Annotated in this window: 12 protein-coding genes, 1 tRNA gene, 1 pseudogene and 1 riboswitch; of the genes and pseudogenes, 8 read left to right on the top strand and 6 right to left on the bottom strand. The window is 42.5% G+C overall.

Features of this window, described 5'->3' with window-relative positions; translation table 11 throughout:
- Positions 1–622 precede the first annotated feature (622 nt).
- Complete coding sequence (locus AAEY88_RS00070) at positions 623–1,036, top strand: PaaI family thioesterase (protein WP_350557481.1); 414 nt, start codon at positions 623–625, stop codon at positions 1,034–1,036.
- 70 nt (positions 1,037–1,106) lie between these two features.
- On the opposite strand, the gene AAEY88_RS00065 is transcribed toward AAEY88_RS00070, so the two are convergent.
- Complete coding sequence (locus AAEY88_RS00065) at positions 1,107–1,805, bottom strand: class I SAM-dependent methyltransferase (protein ID WP_350557479.1); 699 nt, start codon at positions 1,803–1,805, stop codon at positions 1,107–1,109.
- A 65-nt stretch (positions 1,806–1,870) separates the two neighbouring features.
- Positions 1,871–2,518, bottom strand: a complete 648-nt coding sequence (tenA, locus tag AAEY88_RS00060) for a thiaminase II (protein WP_350557477.1) — start codon at positions 2,516–2,518, stop codon at positions 1,871–1,873.
- Positions 2,519–3,225: 707 nt separating this feature from the next.
- Here tenA and AAEY88_RS00055 point away from each other — a divergent pair.
- The 3 genes from AAEY88_RS00055 (at position 3,226) to AAEY88_RS00045 (ending at position 6,172) form a co-directional block, all read left to right on the top strand.
- Entirely contained in the window at positions 3,226–3,648 is a 423-nt protein-coding gene (locus tag AAEY88_RS00055; protein ID WP_350557475.1) for a hypothetical protein, read from the top strand.
- 58 nt (positions 3,649–3,706) lie between these two features.
- The gene (locus AAEY88_RS00050; RefSeq protein WP_350557473.1) at positions 3,707–4,894 is read left to right on the top strand and encodes a PHB depolymerase family esterase; all 1,188 of its coding nucleotides are present in this window, start codon (positions 3,707–3,709) and stop codon (positions 4,892–4,894) included.
- 529 nt (positions 4,895–5,423) lie between these two features.
- Positions 5,424–5,591, top strand: a riboswitch (yybP-ykoY riboswitch).
- Positions 5,592–5,599: 8 nt separating this feature from the next.
- Positions 5,600–6,172 carry a manganese efflux pump MntP family protein gene (locus AAEY88_RS00045; protein WP_350557471.1) on the top strand — a complete coding sequence of 191 codons (573 nt, stop codon included), beginning with the start codon at positions 5,600–5,602 and terminating at the stop codon, positions 6,170–6,172.
- A gap of 260 nt (positions 6,173–6,432) precedes the next feature.
- Here AAEY88_RS00045 and AAEY88_RS00040 read toward each other — a convergent pair whose 3' ends face one another.
- Positions 6,433–7,092 (bottom strand): glutathione S-transferase, encoded by a 660-nt coding sequence (locus AAEY88_RS00040; protein WP_350557469.1) that lies wholly within the window; start codon positions 7,090–7,092, stop codon positions 6,433–6,435.
- 112 nt (positions 7,093–7,204) lie between these two features.
- Positions 7,205–8,524 (bottom strand): short-chain fatty acid transporter, encoded by a 1,320-nt coding sequence (locus AAEY88_RS00035; protein WP_350557468.1) that lies wholly within the window; start codon positions 8,522–8,524, stop codon positions 7,205–7,207.
- Between the two features lie 1,033 nt (positions 8,525–9,557).
- Here AAEY88_RS00035 and AAEY88_RS00030 point away from each other — a divergent pair.
- On the top strand, positions 9,558–9,773 hold the full coding sequence (locus AAEY88_RS00030) for a hypothetical protein (RefSeq protein WP_350557466.1): 216 nt from the start codon (positions 9,558–9,560) through the stop codon (positions 9,771–9,773).
- A gap of 147 nt (positions 9,774–9,920) precedes the next feature.
- Here the strand turns inward: AAEY88_RS00030 and AAEY88_RS00025 are convergent.
- A pseudogene (locus AAEY88_RS00025) lies at positions 9,921–10,067 on the bottom strand (IS5/IS1182 family transposase); the annotation flags it as partial.
- 334 nt (positions 10,068–10,401) lie between these two features.
- Here AAEY88_RS00025 and ppc point away from each other — a divergent pair.
- Entirely contained in the window at positions 10,402–13,191 is a 2,790-nt protein-coding gene (gene ppc, locus AAEY88_RS00020) for a phosphoenolpyruvate carboxylase (protein WP_350557464.1), read from the top strand.
- Positions 13,192–13,880: 689 nt separating this feature from the next.
- Positions 13,881–14,720 carry a DUF5020 family protein gene (locus AAEY88_RS00015; protein ID WP_350557462.1) on the top strand — a complete coding sequence of 280 codons (840 nt, stop codon included), beginning with the start codon at positions 13,881–13,883 and terminating at the stop codon, positions 14,718–14,720.
- 175 nt (positions 14,721–14,895) lie between these two features.
- On the opposite strand, the gene AAEY88_RS00010 is transcribed toward AAEY88_RS00015, so the two are convergent.
- Complete coding sequence (locus AAEY88_RS00010) at positions 14,896–16,557, bottom strand: thiamine pyrophosphate-binding protein (protein WP_350557460.1); 1,662 nt, start codon at positions 16,555–16,557, stop codon at positions 14,896–14,898.
- Positions 16,558–16,831: 274 nt separating this feature from the next.
- Between AAEY88_RS00010 and AAEY88_RS00005 the strand changes: the two genes are divergently transcribed.
- Positions 16,832–16,906 (top strand) — tRNA-Gly (locus tag AAEY88_RS00005).
- Positions 16,907–17,157: the final 251 nt, after the last annotated feature.

The following is a 17,157-nucleotide window of genomic DNA, read 5'->3' as shown; positions in this document are numbered from 1 at the left end:
GTACTATAATGTATATATTCATGAATCAAGCTGGCATTGCCGATTTTCTTAACTCAGACACCAAGCCACAATGTATCAGGATAAATCACTGGTTTAAAGTATCGACAGGATTACGTAGCCATTACTGAAAAAGACTTGCCATTGAATAGATTTAATTGTTCATTATAATGGGTACGAGCATTTTGGGCATACCTAATCATTCGCCTATACTGTGATGGAGACTTTTTTGCGCGCGTGTGTGCGTTGCGGTCGGCTTCTAAGTCACCTGAGCGGTGATGAAGAATTTATTGGCTATAATATCGCTTAAGGTTAGGCAGACAGCTAGTATAGTAAAATGTTAAAACTTTGATCTACTGAACACTGAACCCAAATGTTTAACTTTTTTTAAAAGCATTAATAAAAAACTGTCATAAAGATAATTCTCATTTTTAGGTAAAATACACTTTATAAGATAAGCTAGAGTCAAACCATACCGTAGGCTAGCCTGCAAGCCAGATAAGCGCTTTAAACGGTTCAAATAAAAGGCGGCTATCAGCGTTCGTCGAGACATTAACAACCCAATGAACCTCAATGAGAAGAGTGGGTAGTTAACAACAAGGATAATTAGACCCCAGGAGTATATATGTCTGCAAGCAAAGAAGAGATTGTTGCCTTTATAGCATTAGAGTTTCCACAAACCAAATGTATCGTTGAGGCAGTAGGTGATAAGGGTTCGACCTTATCGCATGATATTGGTATAGACGAGCTGCGTCCTGGTGGAACGGTCTCCGGCCCTGTGATGATGAGCATTGCTGATGTAGCAATCTATGTCGCGATACTCGGTACCATTGGCATTGTACCGTTGACAGTGACGACGAGCCTTACCATCAATTTTTTGCGTAAACCATCAGCAGAAGCACGTATTATTGCTGACTGCACCTTGCTAAAAGTAGGTCGCACGCTAATCGTAGGTGAGGTTTCTTTATACTCAGAAGGCTCTAGCGACTTGGTCGCACATGTTGTTGGCACTTATTCCGTACCGCCCAAGCATGACTAAGCGGCTTGTCTATTTTTGAAGGGCACATTATGCGCTCTTCAAAAATAGACAATCAATATAGATAAGTTACTTATGCTTTATAGCCACAAACCGCTACATAGTCACCGCGGTCATAGCCTTCAATAACCTCTTGCACTTTGTCATTGGCGAACATTGGGTGAGTCAACAAGGTTTGAGCGTATTCAAAATCTACAAATCCATTAGCTTGCATTAGCTCAATTTTTTCATCAGAAGTGCGCCAGTTTGCCGATTTCACCAGTTCAATAGGATAAGGGTCGGCAGGGGAAATGTGTGCTAGCAGCTGGTGTTCCCATGTCCCTAGTGAGCTGGCTAAATTGTATAAGCTTGCAAACCCGCTCTCTTTTGGAACATCAATAAGTATTAATTTACCACCCGTTTTTAAGGCATCAAAAGCCTTTTTAATACACAGATCTAAATCACTAATATAGCTGACACTGCCGTTAAACAGGATGACATCGAATTTATTAGGCTCAATCTCACAAACTTCGGCAGGGCTGACATCCACTTGTAAGCCTCGTTTTTCGGCGATTCCGGCCATGTCTTTTGAGGGTTCAACACCATGTTTAATATGGATGTCGTAGTCTTTTGCCAGTAACATCTCAAATAGTCCGCTGCCACAGCCGATAGATAAAATCTCGCTGTTTTTATCCAAAAAGTGTGCTACTAGTTTTAGCTCACTGGTTAATAAATTTTGATTGCCCAAAAACCAGCTGTCGTATGCGGTTGCATGTTCATCGAATGCTGCCATGATGTTGCTCCTTGATTGTGCTTAGAATCATGATTGTTTCTATAGTTTTTAATATGGATGCTTATTTAGGACAGCTCTAATGCCATCTGCCAAAAATTAATCTCCATACGAGAGGCGGTATCAAATAACTGTTGAAACCTCTGTTCTTGACAGGGAGTCGCCCCAGCCAGTAGCTCATCAATATGTGCCTCGTTCTGGGCAGTCACTTCTTGAAATTCAGCACTTGCAAAGACGTCTATCCATTGTTGGTAGGGATTTTCAGACTTGTGACCTTGCGCTTTAAGGCGTTTGCCAATTTCGCCATAGCCCATCAAGCAGGGGGCAATAGCGGCATACAAATCAGCCAGTGAGCCTGACATTGCCGTGTCCAATAGATAGCCGCTATAATCAGTAGTGGCGGCAGATTCATCGGTATTTTCGACCTCTTTAAGTTCAATACCCCACTGTTTACAAAAGTCTAGGTACATACCTATTTCTAAATCAAGCATGGCATTGATACCGGCTTGGCCGATACGCATTTGCGCAAGACTGTCACTTTTATAAACGCTTAAAGCCATGACGCGAGTATAGTGAATCAAATATAAATAGTCTTGTTTTAAGTAATGGCGGAAGCTGTCTTCTGCGAGGGTTCCTGCCGCCACTTGATTGACAAAGTCATGATTAATATAGGCATCCCATGTGGGGCAGTTGTTACTTAGCGTTTGGTAATCCATAGTTTTAGCTTATTTTTATGAGGGTGTGTTAACGCCGTAAATAGTGAATAGCAAACAAAAAGAAGCTGCTTAACTAACTGAGCCATTACTTTAGTGGTTGGTTTTTTGGCTGCTACGCTTACTTGATCTGCAAGATTGAATAGACCTTTGATACGACATGCTTGTCTTTTTTTGTTGAATCTAGAAACAAGCAGGCTGATAAAAATTGAGTGCTGTTATCCTCCGAGGTACTCTTAAATCACATGAATCAGATATATATGGTGGACTTTGCTTGGCTGTGAATTCATGGGCTTTTGACTTGGCTATCAGGTGGTATTTTGACTATAAACGGCAGGGTAATAGATAACCAGTCGGATGTCTACCAAGTGTTTTGGCGATGTTCGGGTTTTAAATGTCTGCTATCAACAACACTATTAACGACATTTGGCTGTCGCTACCTCTATTATTGATGTTTTCAATTATAATTATATAGTTCTTAGGTCATGCCGTATACGGCAAAATATCTGACATTGATCTGCTTTGAAGAATCACGTCTACCTGAGTACAGTGCTCAGCACTTAATAAGTACAGATTTAGAAGGACTTTAAGAGCCTTAATTGTTAAATTTTATTAAAAAATTAGATTTATACTCCAAATGGATTCCAATTGGAGTATATTAAGCATATTAGTTGGACGTATTAGACAGTTTTGATCGTAAGGAGCAGACGATGGCAAGCAACAATATTACGCCCATTCGCGCTAGAGCAGGCGAGACGGAAAAGGTCACCATTAATTTAGGTTACGTAGATCTTGGGCAAGTCGATTTAATGGTGCAGGAAGGTTTCTATTCTAACCGCACTGACTTTATCCGCACGGCGATTCGCAATCAGCTAACCACGCATGCTGAGGTGGTGCGTCAAACGGTTGCTCGTAAAACTTTGGAGTTAGGACTGCGTCATTACACTCGCGCCGATCTTGAGGCGGTTCAACAGCGCAATGAAAAATTACATATTCAAGTATTGGGTCTGGCGACCATCGCCGCTGACGTAACCCCGGAACTTGTAGAGGCCACTATTGAAAGCATTACGGTATTAGGCGTGCTGCAGGCAAGCCCCGAGATAAAAGCGGTATTGGTTAATAAGATGATTTAAGCATCCGCTCTTACGACTCTCTCTAAAATTTATATCAATATACGACGGAAAATAACCAATGGACTTTTCAAAACTAAGCATGACACCGCCGCACCTTCAAGAAGCGATGACACTCATGCAATCAGGCGATTTGAAAGCGGCCACTATCGCGATTCAAAATAACTTGAGTGGCATAGCATCAGCCAGCGATACCGCTAATAACATAATGGTTGATTTACCAATGCCACAAGATGGTTTAGCCCCGATGGGCAAGCTTATAGATGTTAATAAACTGCAAGGTTTTACAGATACAATGAAGCACTTTAAGTTGGACTTGCCAACGGTTATGAATATGAGTGCCGGGGTTAATACGCATAGCGAGCAGCCTATTCCTGACAATGCGCAGTTTCTTAAAGGCACGCTTAAGTCATCTCAAGGAAGCCATGACTACCGGCTGTATATTCCATCAAGCTACGCACAAGCTGTAGAAAAAGGCTTGCGCCTGCCGCTAATAGTAATGCTGCATGGCTGCACTCAATCACCGGAGGATTTTGCAGCGGGTACCCGCATGAATGAGTTGGCAGAACAACACCGTTGCCTGATCGTTTATCCCTCTCAGCCCGCTTCTGCGAATCAAAATCGCTGTTGGAACTGGTTTAACCCCACCGATCAACAGCAAGGTCAAGGTGAGCCTGCATGGCTTGCGGCATTGACTCAATCCATTACTAAGGATTACGCAGTGGACTCATCACGTGTGTATATTGCAGGACTATCCGCAGGCGCTGCCATGGCAGTGATTATGGCGGAGGCTTATCCGCAACTGTATGCGGCGGTTGGCGTTCATTCAGGATTGGCTTATCGCAGTGCCACCGACTTACCGTCTGCATTAATGGCGATGCGTCAGGGTGGCGCAGCTGCCATGAACCGTGCGGGGAACAGTAAGTTTGTCCCGATGATTGTGTTTCATGGTGATCAGGATCATACGGTAAGTATTCGTAATGGTAATCAGATCGTTGAGCAGGCAAAGCAACGGTTACAAGCGCAAAAAAATGATTTAAACACCCAGCAGCATCAACGATGTTCCGAGCAAAATTGTCGTAGTACGCAATTAGAGATTTGTGATGAGAGAGGAGTTAGTCAGTTGGAGTATTGGAAAATTCACGGTGCCGGGCATAGCTGGGCAGGTGGCAGTAGCGCAGGATCTCATACTGATCCCAAAGGGCCGGACGCTTCAAAGGAGATGCTGCGGTTTTTCTTGAATCATTGATTTATAACACGCTTCATTGATGAGGTAGAAACTTGCCTCATCAATAGATGGGTTTGGCTTGACTGCCTCCCCTCCCTAAACGGAAGGGATTCCTACTACCAAGCCACCTTTATAACTGTCAGGGATAGGTCTCTTCTTTTCAATGTAATTACTCAACGTAATTATCAAGACTGCTTAAGAATTTATGAGATTTCTCAGTAAATTAATAGAATCCACTATGTAACCCTATATTACTTCCTCGCTCATTGTAGGCAACACTTTCTCTGGTATAAGAGAAGACTTGATCTCATACTCACCTTTATAACGGTAAGAATTAAGGGTATCCCATCATTATTTCAATAACTCAATATATTAGCGTATACAGCGCACAGCCGAAGGTCCAAGTCCTAAATAAGGCGCTGAACCCTTGTTATCAAAAGCCTGTTAATAGTCCATTTTAATTGGTAGGTTAATCAGCCTCACTGAGCGTAGCCTCAACCAAGGCTAACCAGATACTTTTCCATTGACTTATAACCTATTAATGTTAATCTGAGCGCTCTTTGGGGAGTAGCCTGCTTTCGTTTTACGAAAGAGTTCGTGTCAACATGCTTGGCCATATGCCATGGTACGAACACCTCTCGGTTGGCGAGACCATCGATATATCCACACTGCAGGTCGGGGGTGTGAGTATGTCGTGGACTCTATACTCGACCTGAGAAAATAAAAATGAACCCTATAGCCCTTCTATTACTTGCTCTTTCTATGTCTACCGATGCCTTTTCTGTGGCAGTTAGTAAAGGCGCAAACCTTAAAAACCCCCGTTTTACCGAAGCTTTAAGAATGGGCCTCATTTTTGGCACCATTGAAGCTATCACCCCCATTATTGGTTGGTTTATTGGTCATTCAGCAGCCTCTTTTGTAGACGCTTCTTTTGTTGAAGCCTGGGATCACTGGATAGCGTTCACCATACTTGTCGCCCTCGGTCTGCACATGCTGTATGAAGGTTTGAAGCCAAGCAGTCAAAAGGCAGAAGCACCGTCGAGACATTCTTTTTTCAAACTTGCTTTGACCGCATTCGGCACCAGCATTGATGCGATGGCTATAGGTATTAGCCTAGCGTTTATAGAGGTTAATATTTTACTGGCGGCGGGCCTAATTGGCTTAGCTACCACAATAATGGTCACTCTAGGCGTCATGCTAGGGAAAGTGTTGGGTTCATTACTCGGTCATAAGACTGAAGTATTTGGTGGTTTAATGCTAATTGCTATCGGTACGTGGATTCTGTCAAATCATCTTTAATCGCTACCTTGGTGCTTCCACCTGAGTATACGACGCAAAGACAGGGGAGTGACGGAGGTTATACTGCTGAATGACCGTTTTACTACCAAGTAACTCTTGTTATAACTCCGCCAGCTGTGCAAGATCAAGCGGAATGGCGCCCTCGCGGGTACGCCTTGCCATAATATCTACGAAACGTTCAATACGCTTTAATTCTTTCCCCTCACTTTTGAGTTTTAAAATTTTATGTACAGAGGCTAAGAAGGCCTAAGCGCTTAGTGTTAAGAAGGAAAAAATACCACCTCATCCCCCTCTTGCCATGGCTGAAACTTGGTCATGGCTTGCAGAAAGAATGGATGATCCAACCAATGTTGTAGCCACAACTGCAGCTTTGGGTAAGGTAGACTGTAAAAAATATCGCGATCCACATGGGCGAATTGGCGGACAAAAGGCATGATGCCAATATCTGCAATGGTCGCGCTATCCCCCAGTAGGTAAGGGTTTTTAGTCAGCAATACCTCTAAAACCTGTAAAAAATCTTCACCCTGTTGCCGATATTCTGTCTGGGTCATCTCAAAATGACGGTCGGCGTATTTATAACGATCCAACCAATATTTAAATTGGTTGTCGTTTTGCTCGATCAGATCATTGGCCTGATGCAAAACCTTTGCATCCAATAGCCCTTGCGGATCTTTCTGTGCAAGCGCCCACACCATTATTTCCCGGCTTTCTTCAACCACAGCACCGTCCACAGTAGCGTCAAAAATCTGTAAAACAGGCACGGTGCCTTTCGGGCTAATCGCTAGCATCTCGGCCGGTTTGTTTTTCAGGATTATCTCCCGCAGCTCCACCTGTAACTCGGCAAACAAGAGGCTGAGACGGGCGCGCATGGCATAGGGACAGCGACGAAAAGAGTACAAGCGATGAAGGGAGGAAGTCATAGATATTTTTCACAGTTAAATCGAGATCAGTGAGCTCAGAGTCACTGATTCCAATGGTTAGTTAATTTTACTCTTGATCTCTGTTAAAGAGGGCTGTCTTGTATAAATTTATTTACAAGAACAACAGCCCTAAACCAATCACAACGCCACTGACTACCAACACAATGAGACAAAAGCCCATGATGTCTTTGGCTTTCAGACCAGCGATTGCCAGTGCTGGCAATGCCCAGAACGGCTGGATCATGTTTGTCCAAGCATCACCCCAGGCAACACCCATGGCAACTTTTGCCGGGTCACTGCCAAGCATTTCTGCAGCTTCTAACATAATCGGCGCTTGAACGGCCCATTGTCCACCACCTGAAGGGACGAAGAAGTTGACCAATCCTGCACTTAGGAAGGCGAAAAGTGGGAGGGTATCCGCTGTCGAGACGCTGACGAACGCTTCTGACATAACGCCTGCCAAACCGGATGCCGTCATCATTCCCATAATGCCTGCATAAAACGGAAATTGAACGATGATAGCGCCTGCTCCTTTGACGGCTTCTTGAACGGCAATCAAATAGTTGCGAGGCGTTCCGTGGAATATAATGCCAAGGAACAAGAACATAAAGTTAACCAAATCGAGCGTTAACGCGAATCCATTTTGTGCGAAATAATAAACGACAAAAGCAATCCCCATTGCACCAATGACCATCGATAAAATCCAGCTGTTTTCCAAACGCTCTGCAGGTGTCATACTCGATTTTGCCGGAAGTTCCTCAATGACCGGATCAACTAGAACTTTCGGATCCACTGTGACCGTATCTTCTTTGCTCGGCATCATCAAACGGTTTAACAAAGGGACAATAATAACCAATGCAGCAATGATGATTAAGTTATAACTAGCAAAAATGGTCGCACTCGTTGGAATGATACCGATTTTATCAACGAATGGATGGCCTTCTGTCGCAATGGACAACGGAATCGAACCAGAAAATCCGGCATGCCAAATTATAAATCCAGAATAAGCACTGGCAATTAGCAAACGGTAATCGACATGTTGAACACGCTTCGCCAATTCTTTTGCGAATAACGCCCCAATAACCAACCCAAATCCCCAGTTGATCCAGCTTGCTGCCAGTGACACTAAGGTTACCCAGATAATCGCACTACCGGGCGAATTTGCGAAACTCGCCAGTTTGCCTAAGCCTTTTTTAAATATCGGGCTGCTTGCCAATACAAAACCAGTGACTAGGACCAACACCATTTGCATCGAGAATGCAAGTAACGCCCAGAACCCTTCACCCCAAAACGCCACCATCTGTACCGGTGAAGAATCGGTTAAGCCTAAGCCCAGCCCAAAAATGACGACGGTTAAGATAATGACGAATAAAAATGGATCGGGTAAATACTTCTCCATCAAACTATTCGAAAAACGTGTAATCCCTTTCATCTTCTAACTTCCTTGTTGTTTGAATTTGCACTTCATTTCTAATGCTACCTCATTCTTCGTTTTTATTCTTACTCATTCATCAGAAATCTACTTTTTTGATGCAGTGTTGACTTCTCAAATTGTTCTTATTATTCTTCAATAGAAAAAGCCTTTGGAGAGCTATGTCGCCCTACAAAGACTTCCAATCATTCTTATGTAAGAAATGATAGTAATCAGCCAGTTCGCACCGCGTTGCGTTCTTCTTTTTCTCCATGCTGTGCCGATCAATTTCAGCATTTTTGACAGTTAGCATTTTTGACAGTTAGATAGTTTCGTAACAACTATGGCCGTGTTTACAATTTAACCCTATGTCGTCAAGGTAAAAGCTAAAAAGCCCCACTTATTAGGTGGGGCTTTTTGTCATGTCGCTATCAGAAACAAGCCATCGACAAAATTAACAGTGACAAGATATAGCGGTCTTGAAGGCTACCCTGTAGCAGGGTGTTTTCTATCCGTGCGTCATCTTATCGTCTCAATCCACATACGCTGCATATCCATCTTCTTTCAAAAAGCATATTATAGATTGCTAAAAGTAACCACACTCCGGCAGTGATGATTATCAAAAATAAAAGGGAGGCCCACCTAATAGTTATGGGTTCTTTAATATGAAGCGTTTCTCTTTCATTAGACTGACAATACATGTATTTCTGTTTAACTCTATGACCCCTCGCGGTTAGATCAAACAAGTTTTTTTCTTACGGTACCCAATAAACTTATTTAATAAAATCACCAATCACGATACCAAAAGCAAATAACAGACAAAACAAAGAATACTGTAAACACTTGGGCTACAGCTGATATATCAAGGCCTAATATGGGGATCGGACAGGACTTCAGGGCAGACGTACGTCGTTAATGAAAGTTGATGTTGAGCTTCATAGCCTATAGTAAAAAAGACAGTACGTCCAAAATGACTGAATTTTTTTACACCATAATCACAAATACATGTTAATTTAACTAAACCACTCATTCCTCTAAAACAAGAGAAGCTAGCATGATTGATTCCTTAGATTTATCAATTTATGAATTGGGTATAATTAACAACGCCTTACGAAATCAAATGATGAGGTTAGAAGATGCTAAAAATTATATGGGAATTGAAGATGAACATAACAACAATCAAATCGATGTTTTTAGTTTAGAGTTAGTGGCGCTCAAACAAAAAATTAGAGATATTATTTCAGATAAATCAGATAAAGATAGCTTATAAGTGGCAATCGCCCTGTATTGCTTTAACTTAGCCAAAGCGTTTTCCACTAAGTGTCTTGTCTTGTATAACAGTGCAAGCAGCTTGTTACTGCGAAACCAACGCTAGTAGTAGTACGCCTTGTAGACGGTTTTGGGCTCACTAAGCCAATAGGTCGCGCCAAGAACAGCCAACACGCATACGATACAGCACACCTTCAACCGTATTTCTAAGATTCGCGTTGTCATAGATATTAAGTGCTAGTAATATAATTTTTAGTCTTGTCCAATGTTCATCTTTGAGCATAGTACGAGGTATAGTGAACCATGTCTTTTTTGTGAGCATTCAAAAATTACTTATTTGCTATAGTTAGTCCACTCTGAAATCAATACAGCGAGCATGGTTAGGGGAAATTTTCTAAGCCTCTAGAGTGGCATAGCCGCACAGCAAGCGAGAAAATCTTGCCAGCTGCGCGTCACTGTTAGCGTATCTATTTTATTTAGTATTAACTATATGCTCTCATAAATAATTAGGTATAAAGAAATTAAAATTACGATTTTTAAAGGTGATAAACTTTTGTTGCAGTAATTGTAGATATGCTATTCTAAATTAGCACGACTATTTTCCAATTAATTTGATGAGAAGGTTAAGGATGACTATAGATAACGACGTATTACGTGAACGTATCAGCTTGTTAGGTTCATTCCTAGGCAAGGCGATTTCTCGCCAGTCTGGTGAAGAAACGGTCCATACTATTGAGACCCTGCGTAAAGGTTTTATTCAACAACGCCGTGAGCCTAACGAAACCCATAAGCAGCAACTCATCGACTTCATTGCCTCTTTAGACAATCAAACCTTAAAAAATGTCATACGTGGCTTTTCTATCTATTTTTTTCTCGCCAATCTAAGTGAAGAAAATTACTTACGTGAGCAACGTCATGCCTTGCGTGCGCAATCTGAACAGAGCTGGGAAGGATCGTTTCGTCGTACTTTACTTGAATGTCGTGAACGCAATATTGAGCCCGCCCAAATGCAAGAACTCATTGATCAACTGAAATTTATACCTGTATTTACCGCGCACCCTACTGAAGCTCGCCGCCGTACGACGATGAATATCTTACAGAGTCTATTTGCTGACAGCGACGCCCTAAACAACCTGACCGAAAACAGTTTTGCCTACGAGCAAGCGAAAGAACAAACGGCGCAAACCATTGATTTATTATGGTCATCCGATGAAGTGCGGACGCGTAAACCTCTGGTCTATGACGAGATCAATAATGGCCTGCACTATTTTAACGCCAGTTTGTTTGAGGCCATTCCCAAGGTCTATCGTAATATTAAAGCGGCCATTGTCGATATTTACCCCGAGTTAACAGAGTACCCGTTACCGGCCTTTATGAGTTTTGGTTCTTGGATAGGCGGCGACAGAGACGGCAACCCCTTTGTGACTTTTGAGACCACAGAACTTGCGGTATTAATGCATGCTGATACCGTGTTGCGTCATTATCAAGTACTGCTCAAAAAGTTGCGCCGCCAGCTTATCCATAGCGATACGACCGTTAATGTCGCACCGGAAGTGTATGCAAAAATTGAGAGTTACGATGAGCTTGATCAACGGGTATTTGATTACAATCTCGATGATTACGGCAATGAGCCTTATCGTAGACTACTCTCCTTAATTCTTAATAAAGTCAAAGCCACTAACCGCCTTATTCAGAGTAAAGGCAGTGATAGTGAGGCTGAAAAAGATGCTTACACCAATCCACAAGCGCTATTAGAAGACTTACGTATCATCCGTCAAAGTGTGAATACTCATGATACGGCCCATGCGGAAGGGTTATTGCTTGATATGATTCGTCTGGTAAAAACCTGTGGCTTTCATTTGGCAGCGCTCGATATTCGTCAAGAGTCCTCTTATCATAGTGACGTGATTGCCGATATTTTTGCCAGTGCCTCTAATTTGCCAGATTATCAAATGCTGGGTGAAATTGAGCGCCAAGAGTGGCTGACGCGCTTGCTTAAAAAGCCTGGTACACCGCTCATTTATACTGAAAACTTAACAGATAAAACCCGAGAACAACTGGCCTTGATGAACTCGGTGGCGACCTTGCGTAAACTGGTTGGGCAAGATACTTTCGGCAGTTATGTTATTTCGATGACTAACAATGCCAGTCAGATATTGGAAGTGTTGCTATTAATGCGCTTCGCGGGCTTATGCAAAATCAATGATGAGGGGCAATTATCTGCGGACTTACCAGTAGCACCCTTGTTTGAGACCATCGAAGATCTTAAAAATATCGATAAGATCTTACCTGCGGTTTTGGATAACCCACTTTATCGAGGCTTGCTACAGCACTCAGATAACACCCAAGAAATCATGCTAGGCTATTCAGATTCATCGAAAGATGGCGGTATCATTACCTCTGCATGGCAGCTTTATAGCGCGCAACAAACCATTAACCGTATCGCTGAGGAATATGGTATCAAAACCCGCTTGTTTCATGGGCGTGGCGGGTCAGTGAGTCGTGGCGGTGGGTCAACCCATAAAGCAATCGCCGCTCAGCCAGCGGGTACACTGCACGGACAAATCAAAGTCACCGAACAAGGCGAAGTCCTTTATGCCAAATATGCCAATACCGATACTGCTGTATTTGAGCTCACCATGGGCATCACGGGTACCCTTAAAGCTTGCTCCTCAAGATTTGTGGTACAACCGGCTGAGCTGCCCAGTTATGAAGCACTCTTTGCTCGTTTAGCCGATGCCGGTGAGTATCGCTATCGCGAACTTACCGACCATACTGACGGCTTTTATAAGTTCTATTCACAAGCGACCCCAGTAGCAGAAATCTCTTTATTAAACATTGGCTCACGCCCAGCGCATCGTAAAAAAGGCCTACCAAGTAAATCCACTTTACGGGCAATTCCTTGGGTATTCGGCTGGTCATTAGCCCGCTTTACCCTACCTGCTTGGTACGGCGTCGGTAGTGCTTTACATAGCGTTAAAGAAGACGAAGACTTGATGAAGGAAATGAATGACTGCTGGCCCTTTTTTAGCGTGTTTATTAGCAATATCGAAATGGCTTTTACCAAATCTGAGATGAGTATTGCTCACGCCTATAGCCAATTATGTGACGATGAGACGTTACGTGAAAAGATTATGACAGCGGTGACTGATGAGCACCAGCTGACCTATTCAGGTTTAAACTCTTTGCTTAATCAAGAGTCCTTATTGTCTAGCCAGCAAAATCTCGCCGCTTCCCTTGAATGGCGAGATGCTTATTTAGACCCGATTAACTATATCCAAATTGAGCTATTAAAACGTGCCAGACAAAAGGATACTACAGGCGATAGTGATCATGGTGGTCATAAGGACCTGGACGTTGAAGATCCATTAATCCGTAGTATCAATGCCCTGGCAGCAGGTCTGCGCAATACCGGTTAATCACTACAGCGATACATTTATTAATTAAACCGAGTAAACCAACACTGGCTTAATTTTATTGGGTCTCAACGAAGAAGTCTGATAGCATTATTTAAACCCCTTTAAATCGTCGATTTAAAGGGGTTTTTTATGGCCTAAAAATTGACAACGGGGCGTCCATATTTCAAATTTTACAATAATCATAATTTTTGCTGACCGCTTTTATAATGGCTTCTATAAACATCAACAGGCAAAAACACCTTTCCCTAAAAATATTTTTAAATAAGAAAAATATTTAAACCTGACCATTTGGTCAGTTATTGTCAATGAAATCATATCCTTAGTGAATACTAGCAATATAACGACACGTAATAGGGCTTTACTTCCATAAAATATAAGTTGTTAGGCGGTTTTAAATATGCTTAACTGTTTCAAATCGTTAATAAATTTTTTGTTACGTCTGTATCTATCGATTTATTTTCATTGTTCTGAGCTATATTTATAGCTGCTATTTTCGACCTCAGTTAGCAACAATATTTACTGTCTTTTATTAAATTTTATTATCCATACCTCACTAATACCCAATTAACACTTATCTTTTCCCTAGCACTACTGACCCGTTTTAACAGGACGTTAAAACCAGATCAGGCCTCATCGCTATAACCGCGCCTTTAGGGAAAACCAACCACTGTACATAAGGAAGTAATACTGTGCGTTCTACTCTATTAACCAGCCTACCCGCTCATATCCAACCTTCTATCCAAGCCTCTAAGAGCAAACTGTCTGCTATCAAGCCCTTGACTATGGCAGCAGTTGCTATCGTCGCTTTGGGCACTATGACTGGCGTACAGGCTAAAACCCTTTTTGCCGATACCAGTATCACTGGACTCTATGGTGATAACTTTAAATTAACGCCTAATAAGGATGACAATACCCTTAAGGTGATGACTCTAGAGCATGCCTCTACTCACACTTGGGGCGGCGTATTTTTCTTCGTTGACCGTATTCAAGGGGATGAATATGTCTCCAATACAGTCACTGGCGAAACTAAAAAGTTTAAAGAAACTTATGGTGAGCTGGCACCTAAGCTTAAGCTGGCCACTTTTGATAACAGTTTTATCAAGCAAGTTAACTTAGCGGGTCAGTATGAGTTTGGCTCAAACGGTAAAGGCTTTAGTCAAGATAACTATTTAGTAGGCGTCGGTGCCGATCTAAACCTACCGATTCCCGGTATGAAATACGCATCTGCCTCGTTATATCATGCCTATAACAGCAAAGATGATGCAGATGATCAACAAATCACTTTGACCTATGGTTGGGAGAAGAATGACTTTGTCATTGATGGCTATATTGACTACGCCTTTAATAGTGAGGATGATAGCGTTAGAGACAACATCCATATCAACCCCCAAATTAAATATAACCTGCAAAAAGTGCTCGGTATCGATAACCGCTTAGAAGTCGGTATGGAATATAGCTACTGGAAAAATAAATTCGGTAGCGATGAGACGCAAAATGCCGCTAGTGCCTTGGTAAAATATCATTTTTAAACAGCATTCTGATTATTTATAAATCTTGTTTATATAACCGGGCTTATAAAACCTGGTTTATAAAAATTAGGGTCATAGAAAAGCCCCATTCAGCTGATTAATGCTAAATGGGGCTTTTTGCGTTAGTGATTAACTCGCCTATTATTAAACGCTTGGCAATATAAGCTTAATCTACTTAAGGCTTCAGCGCTGCGCTGATATCAGCCAATAACGGTGGGATATCGTGCTTGTCCGCTATCACTTCTAAGAACACCATTTTATCCGTAGTGTCTGCTGCTTTTTGTAGAGCTGCTTTTAACTCGCCAGCAGTTTCCGCTTTAAGTAATAAGGTATTGTCCTCATTGCCGCCAAAGGCTTGCGGCATTGACTGCCAATTACATTTAGGAATGTCGTTATAGGGTTGGTTTTCGCCATGAATAGCACGCTCAACGGTATAACCATCATTATTAATAAGCACAATGACCGGGTTAATACGCTCTTGCAGCATCACTGCTAGCTCTTGGATGGTCAGTAAGGCTGAGCCATCACCAATCAGTACCACACTGCGCTTATCCGGAGAAGCGATAGCGCCGCCTAGGCCTGCCGGTAAGGTATAGCCGATTGATCCCCACATCGGTTGTCCGTAGCAGGTCACGCCTTCTGGTAGACGCACATCACTAATGCCAAAATAAGCAGTACCTTGATCAGCAAATACCAGATTGTTATGGTTTAGACGCTCGGCAATGATGTGCCACAGGTCATCTTGACGGATAGGCTCGTCATCCTTGCCATGTTGCTCATGGGGCTGTATCTGGCTACATAACGGCTTAGGCACAACATTGATACCAGAGGTCATCACTTCATGGAGCGCTTGCAGCGTGTCTTTAAGCGAAATAGGAGCAAAGTTCTGTCCACTGATGGTCGCCCGTTCATAATGCAAATCAACCACTACTTTATCATCGATATCTTGGCTAAATCCTGCGGTAGTAGTATCGGTATATTGAACCCCAATTTTAATCAAACATTCGCAGTTCTCTACCGCATCTTTGACTACCGGACGTGATGCCACCCCGGCATAAGTGCCTGCCCAGCGCTCGCTATGCTCATCAAGTAACGTCTTACCCCATGATAAAGTGGTATACGGTATCTCAGTATCGGCAATTAAAGCCTTCAGCTGGTCCTGCAGCCCCAAACGATGCACCATTAAATCTGCCATCAAGGTCGTGGTTTTGTTCGGTAAAAAATCAATCAGAGCTTGTTTAAAGGCTGCTAATGCCGCTTGGCTAGTAATATTCTCTTCGCTATCGTTAAGCTTAGTAGTAGGCGGATAAATAGGCTGACGCGCGACATCGGGTGATAGCATTAAATAGCCGGGGCGATGTTTTTTGAGAATAGTACGAATCACTCGATCTATCTCAGAGGCGGCGTTTTCGGGCGTAATCTGGGCGCGGGCAACAGTGACTGGCTCTACCATTTTTATAAAATGATTAAATACGCCATCACCAAGGGTATGATGAATCCGACGCTTTGAGTCTTGTAAAGCCATGGCCGGCGCGCCTACTATATGCAGTACTGGTGCGTATTCAGCGTACGAGCCCGCAGTCGCATTAATCGCCGATAGCTCCCCCACACCGAAGGTGGTCACCATCGCGGCAAAACCACGCTCACGGGCATAGCCATCGGCGGCGTAGCCTGCATTAAGCTCATTGGTATTACCGACCCAACGTAGTTTATCAGAGGCGATAATATTATCTAAAAATGTTAAGTTAAAATCGCCCGGTACCCCGAATATATCAGTCGCGCCCGCTTCGGCAATACGCTCAAATAAATAGTCAGCGATAGTATATGGTTTGCTCATGTTGCTTATCCTTAAGGCTTATCGTTATAAGTAGTTATGGTTATAACTGTGGTTGAAGATCATCATAAAACAGCATTCCAGCTTATTTATCAAAACAAAGCTTTTGGAATGTATATTATAACCATCTGTTATAACATAGTTCTATAGGGGGATAACATGCCTATTTTGCTAATTTTTACCTTTTTTCATAATGTCTATTGACAGCCCGAATAAACTGCGTATAATACGCCATCATCATCTAGCGATAGTTAGTTGACGATTAGTTGATAATTATGCGGGAATAGCTCAGTGGTAGAGCATAACCTTGCCAAGGTTGGGGTCGAGAGTTCGAATCTCTTTTCCCGCTCCAAATATGGCTCGTTAAGAGCAAAAAGCCTCACTTTATAGTGAGGCTTTTTTTATGCTTAAAATTCCATGAAATTGTTAATTAATCACTTATTCAATAGACGAATGCAACGCTGAATCACAGGTGCATCGACCATATTACCTACGGTTTATCTATATTGCTATCACAAACCACTTCTAGCTTAATAACACCAGAGATATGGCAGGGAAAGACACCAGCACAATCAATCGAATCAAGTCAGAGACAATGAAGGG

Origin of the sequence: Psychrobacter sp. CAL346-MNA-CIBAN-0220 (assembly GCF_040309805.1) — a bacterium.
In the GTDB taxonomy this organism is placed as follows: domain Bacteria; phylum Pseudomonadota; class Gammaproteobacteria; order Pseudomonadales; family Moraxellaceae; genus Psychrobacter.
Note: the sequence above shows the minus strand (reverse complement) of the source record. Positions and strands in the feature narration are given on the sequence as shown.

What these genes read in the sequence shown, in the direction of transcription:
- AAEY88_RS00070 (WP_350557481.1), top strand. Translation starts at nt 623, where the DNA reads ATGTCTGCAAGCAAAGAAGAGATTGTTGCCTTTATAGCATTAGAGTTT.
- AAEY88_RS00030 (WP_350557466.1), top strand. Translation starts at nt 9,558, where the DNA reads ATGATTGATTCCTTAGATTTATCAATTTATGAATTGGGTATAATTAAC.
- AAEY88_RS00065 (WP_350557479.1), bottom strand. Translation starts at nt 1,805, where the DNA reads ATGGCAGCATTCGATGAACATGCAACCGCATACGACAGCTGGTTTTTG.
- AAEY88_RS00040 (WP_350557469.1), bottom strand. Translation starts at nt 7,092, where the DNA reads ATGACTTCCTCCCTTCATCGCTTGTACTCTTTTCGTCGCTGTCCCTAT.
- tenA (WP_350557477.1), bottom strand. Translation starts at nt 2,518, where the DNA reads ATGGATTACCAAACGCTAAGTAACAACTGCCCCACATGGGATGCCTAT.
- AAEY88_RS00045 (WP_350557471.1), top strand. Translation starts at nt 5,600, where the DNA reads ATGAACCCTATAGCCCTTCTATTACTTGCTCTTTCTATGTCTACCGAT.
- ppc (WP_350557464.1), top strand. Translation starts at nt 10,402, where the DNA reads ATGACTATAGATAACGACGTATTACGTGAACGTATCAGCTTGTTAGGT.
- AAEY88_RS00035 (WP_350557468.1), bottom strand. Translation starts at nt 8,524, where the DNA reads ATGAAAGGGATTACACGTTTTTCGAATAGTTTGATGGAGAAGTATTTA.
- AAEY88_RS00010 (WP_350557460.1), bottom strand. Translation starts at nt 16,557, where the DNA reads ATGAGCAAACCATATACTATCGCTGACTATTTATTTGAGCGTATTGCC.
- AAEY88_RS00055 (WP_350557475.1), top strand. Translation starts at nt 3,226, where the DNA reads ATGGCAAGCAACAATATTACGCCCATTCGCGCTAGAGCAGGCGAGACG.
- AAEY88_RS00050 (WP_350557473.1), top strand. Translation starts at nt 3,707, where the DNA reads ATGGACTTTTCAAAACTAAGCATGACACCGCCGCACCTTCAAGAAGCG.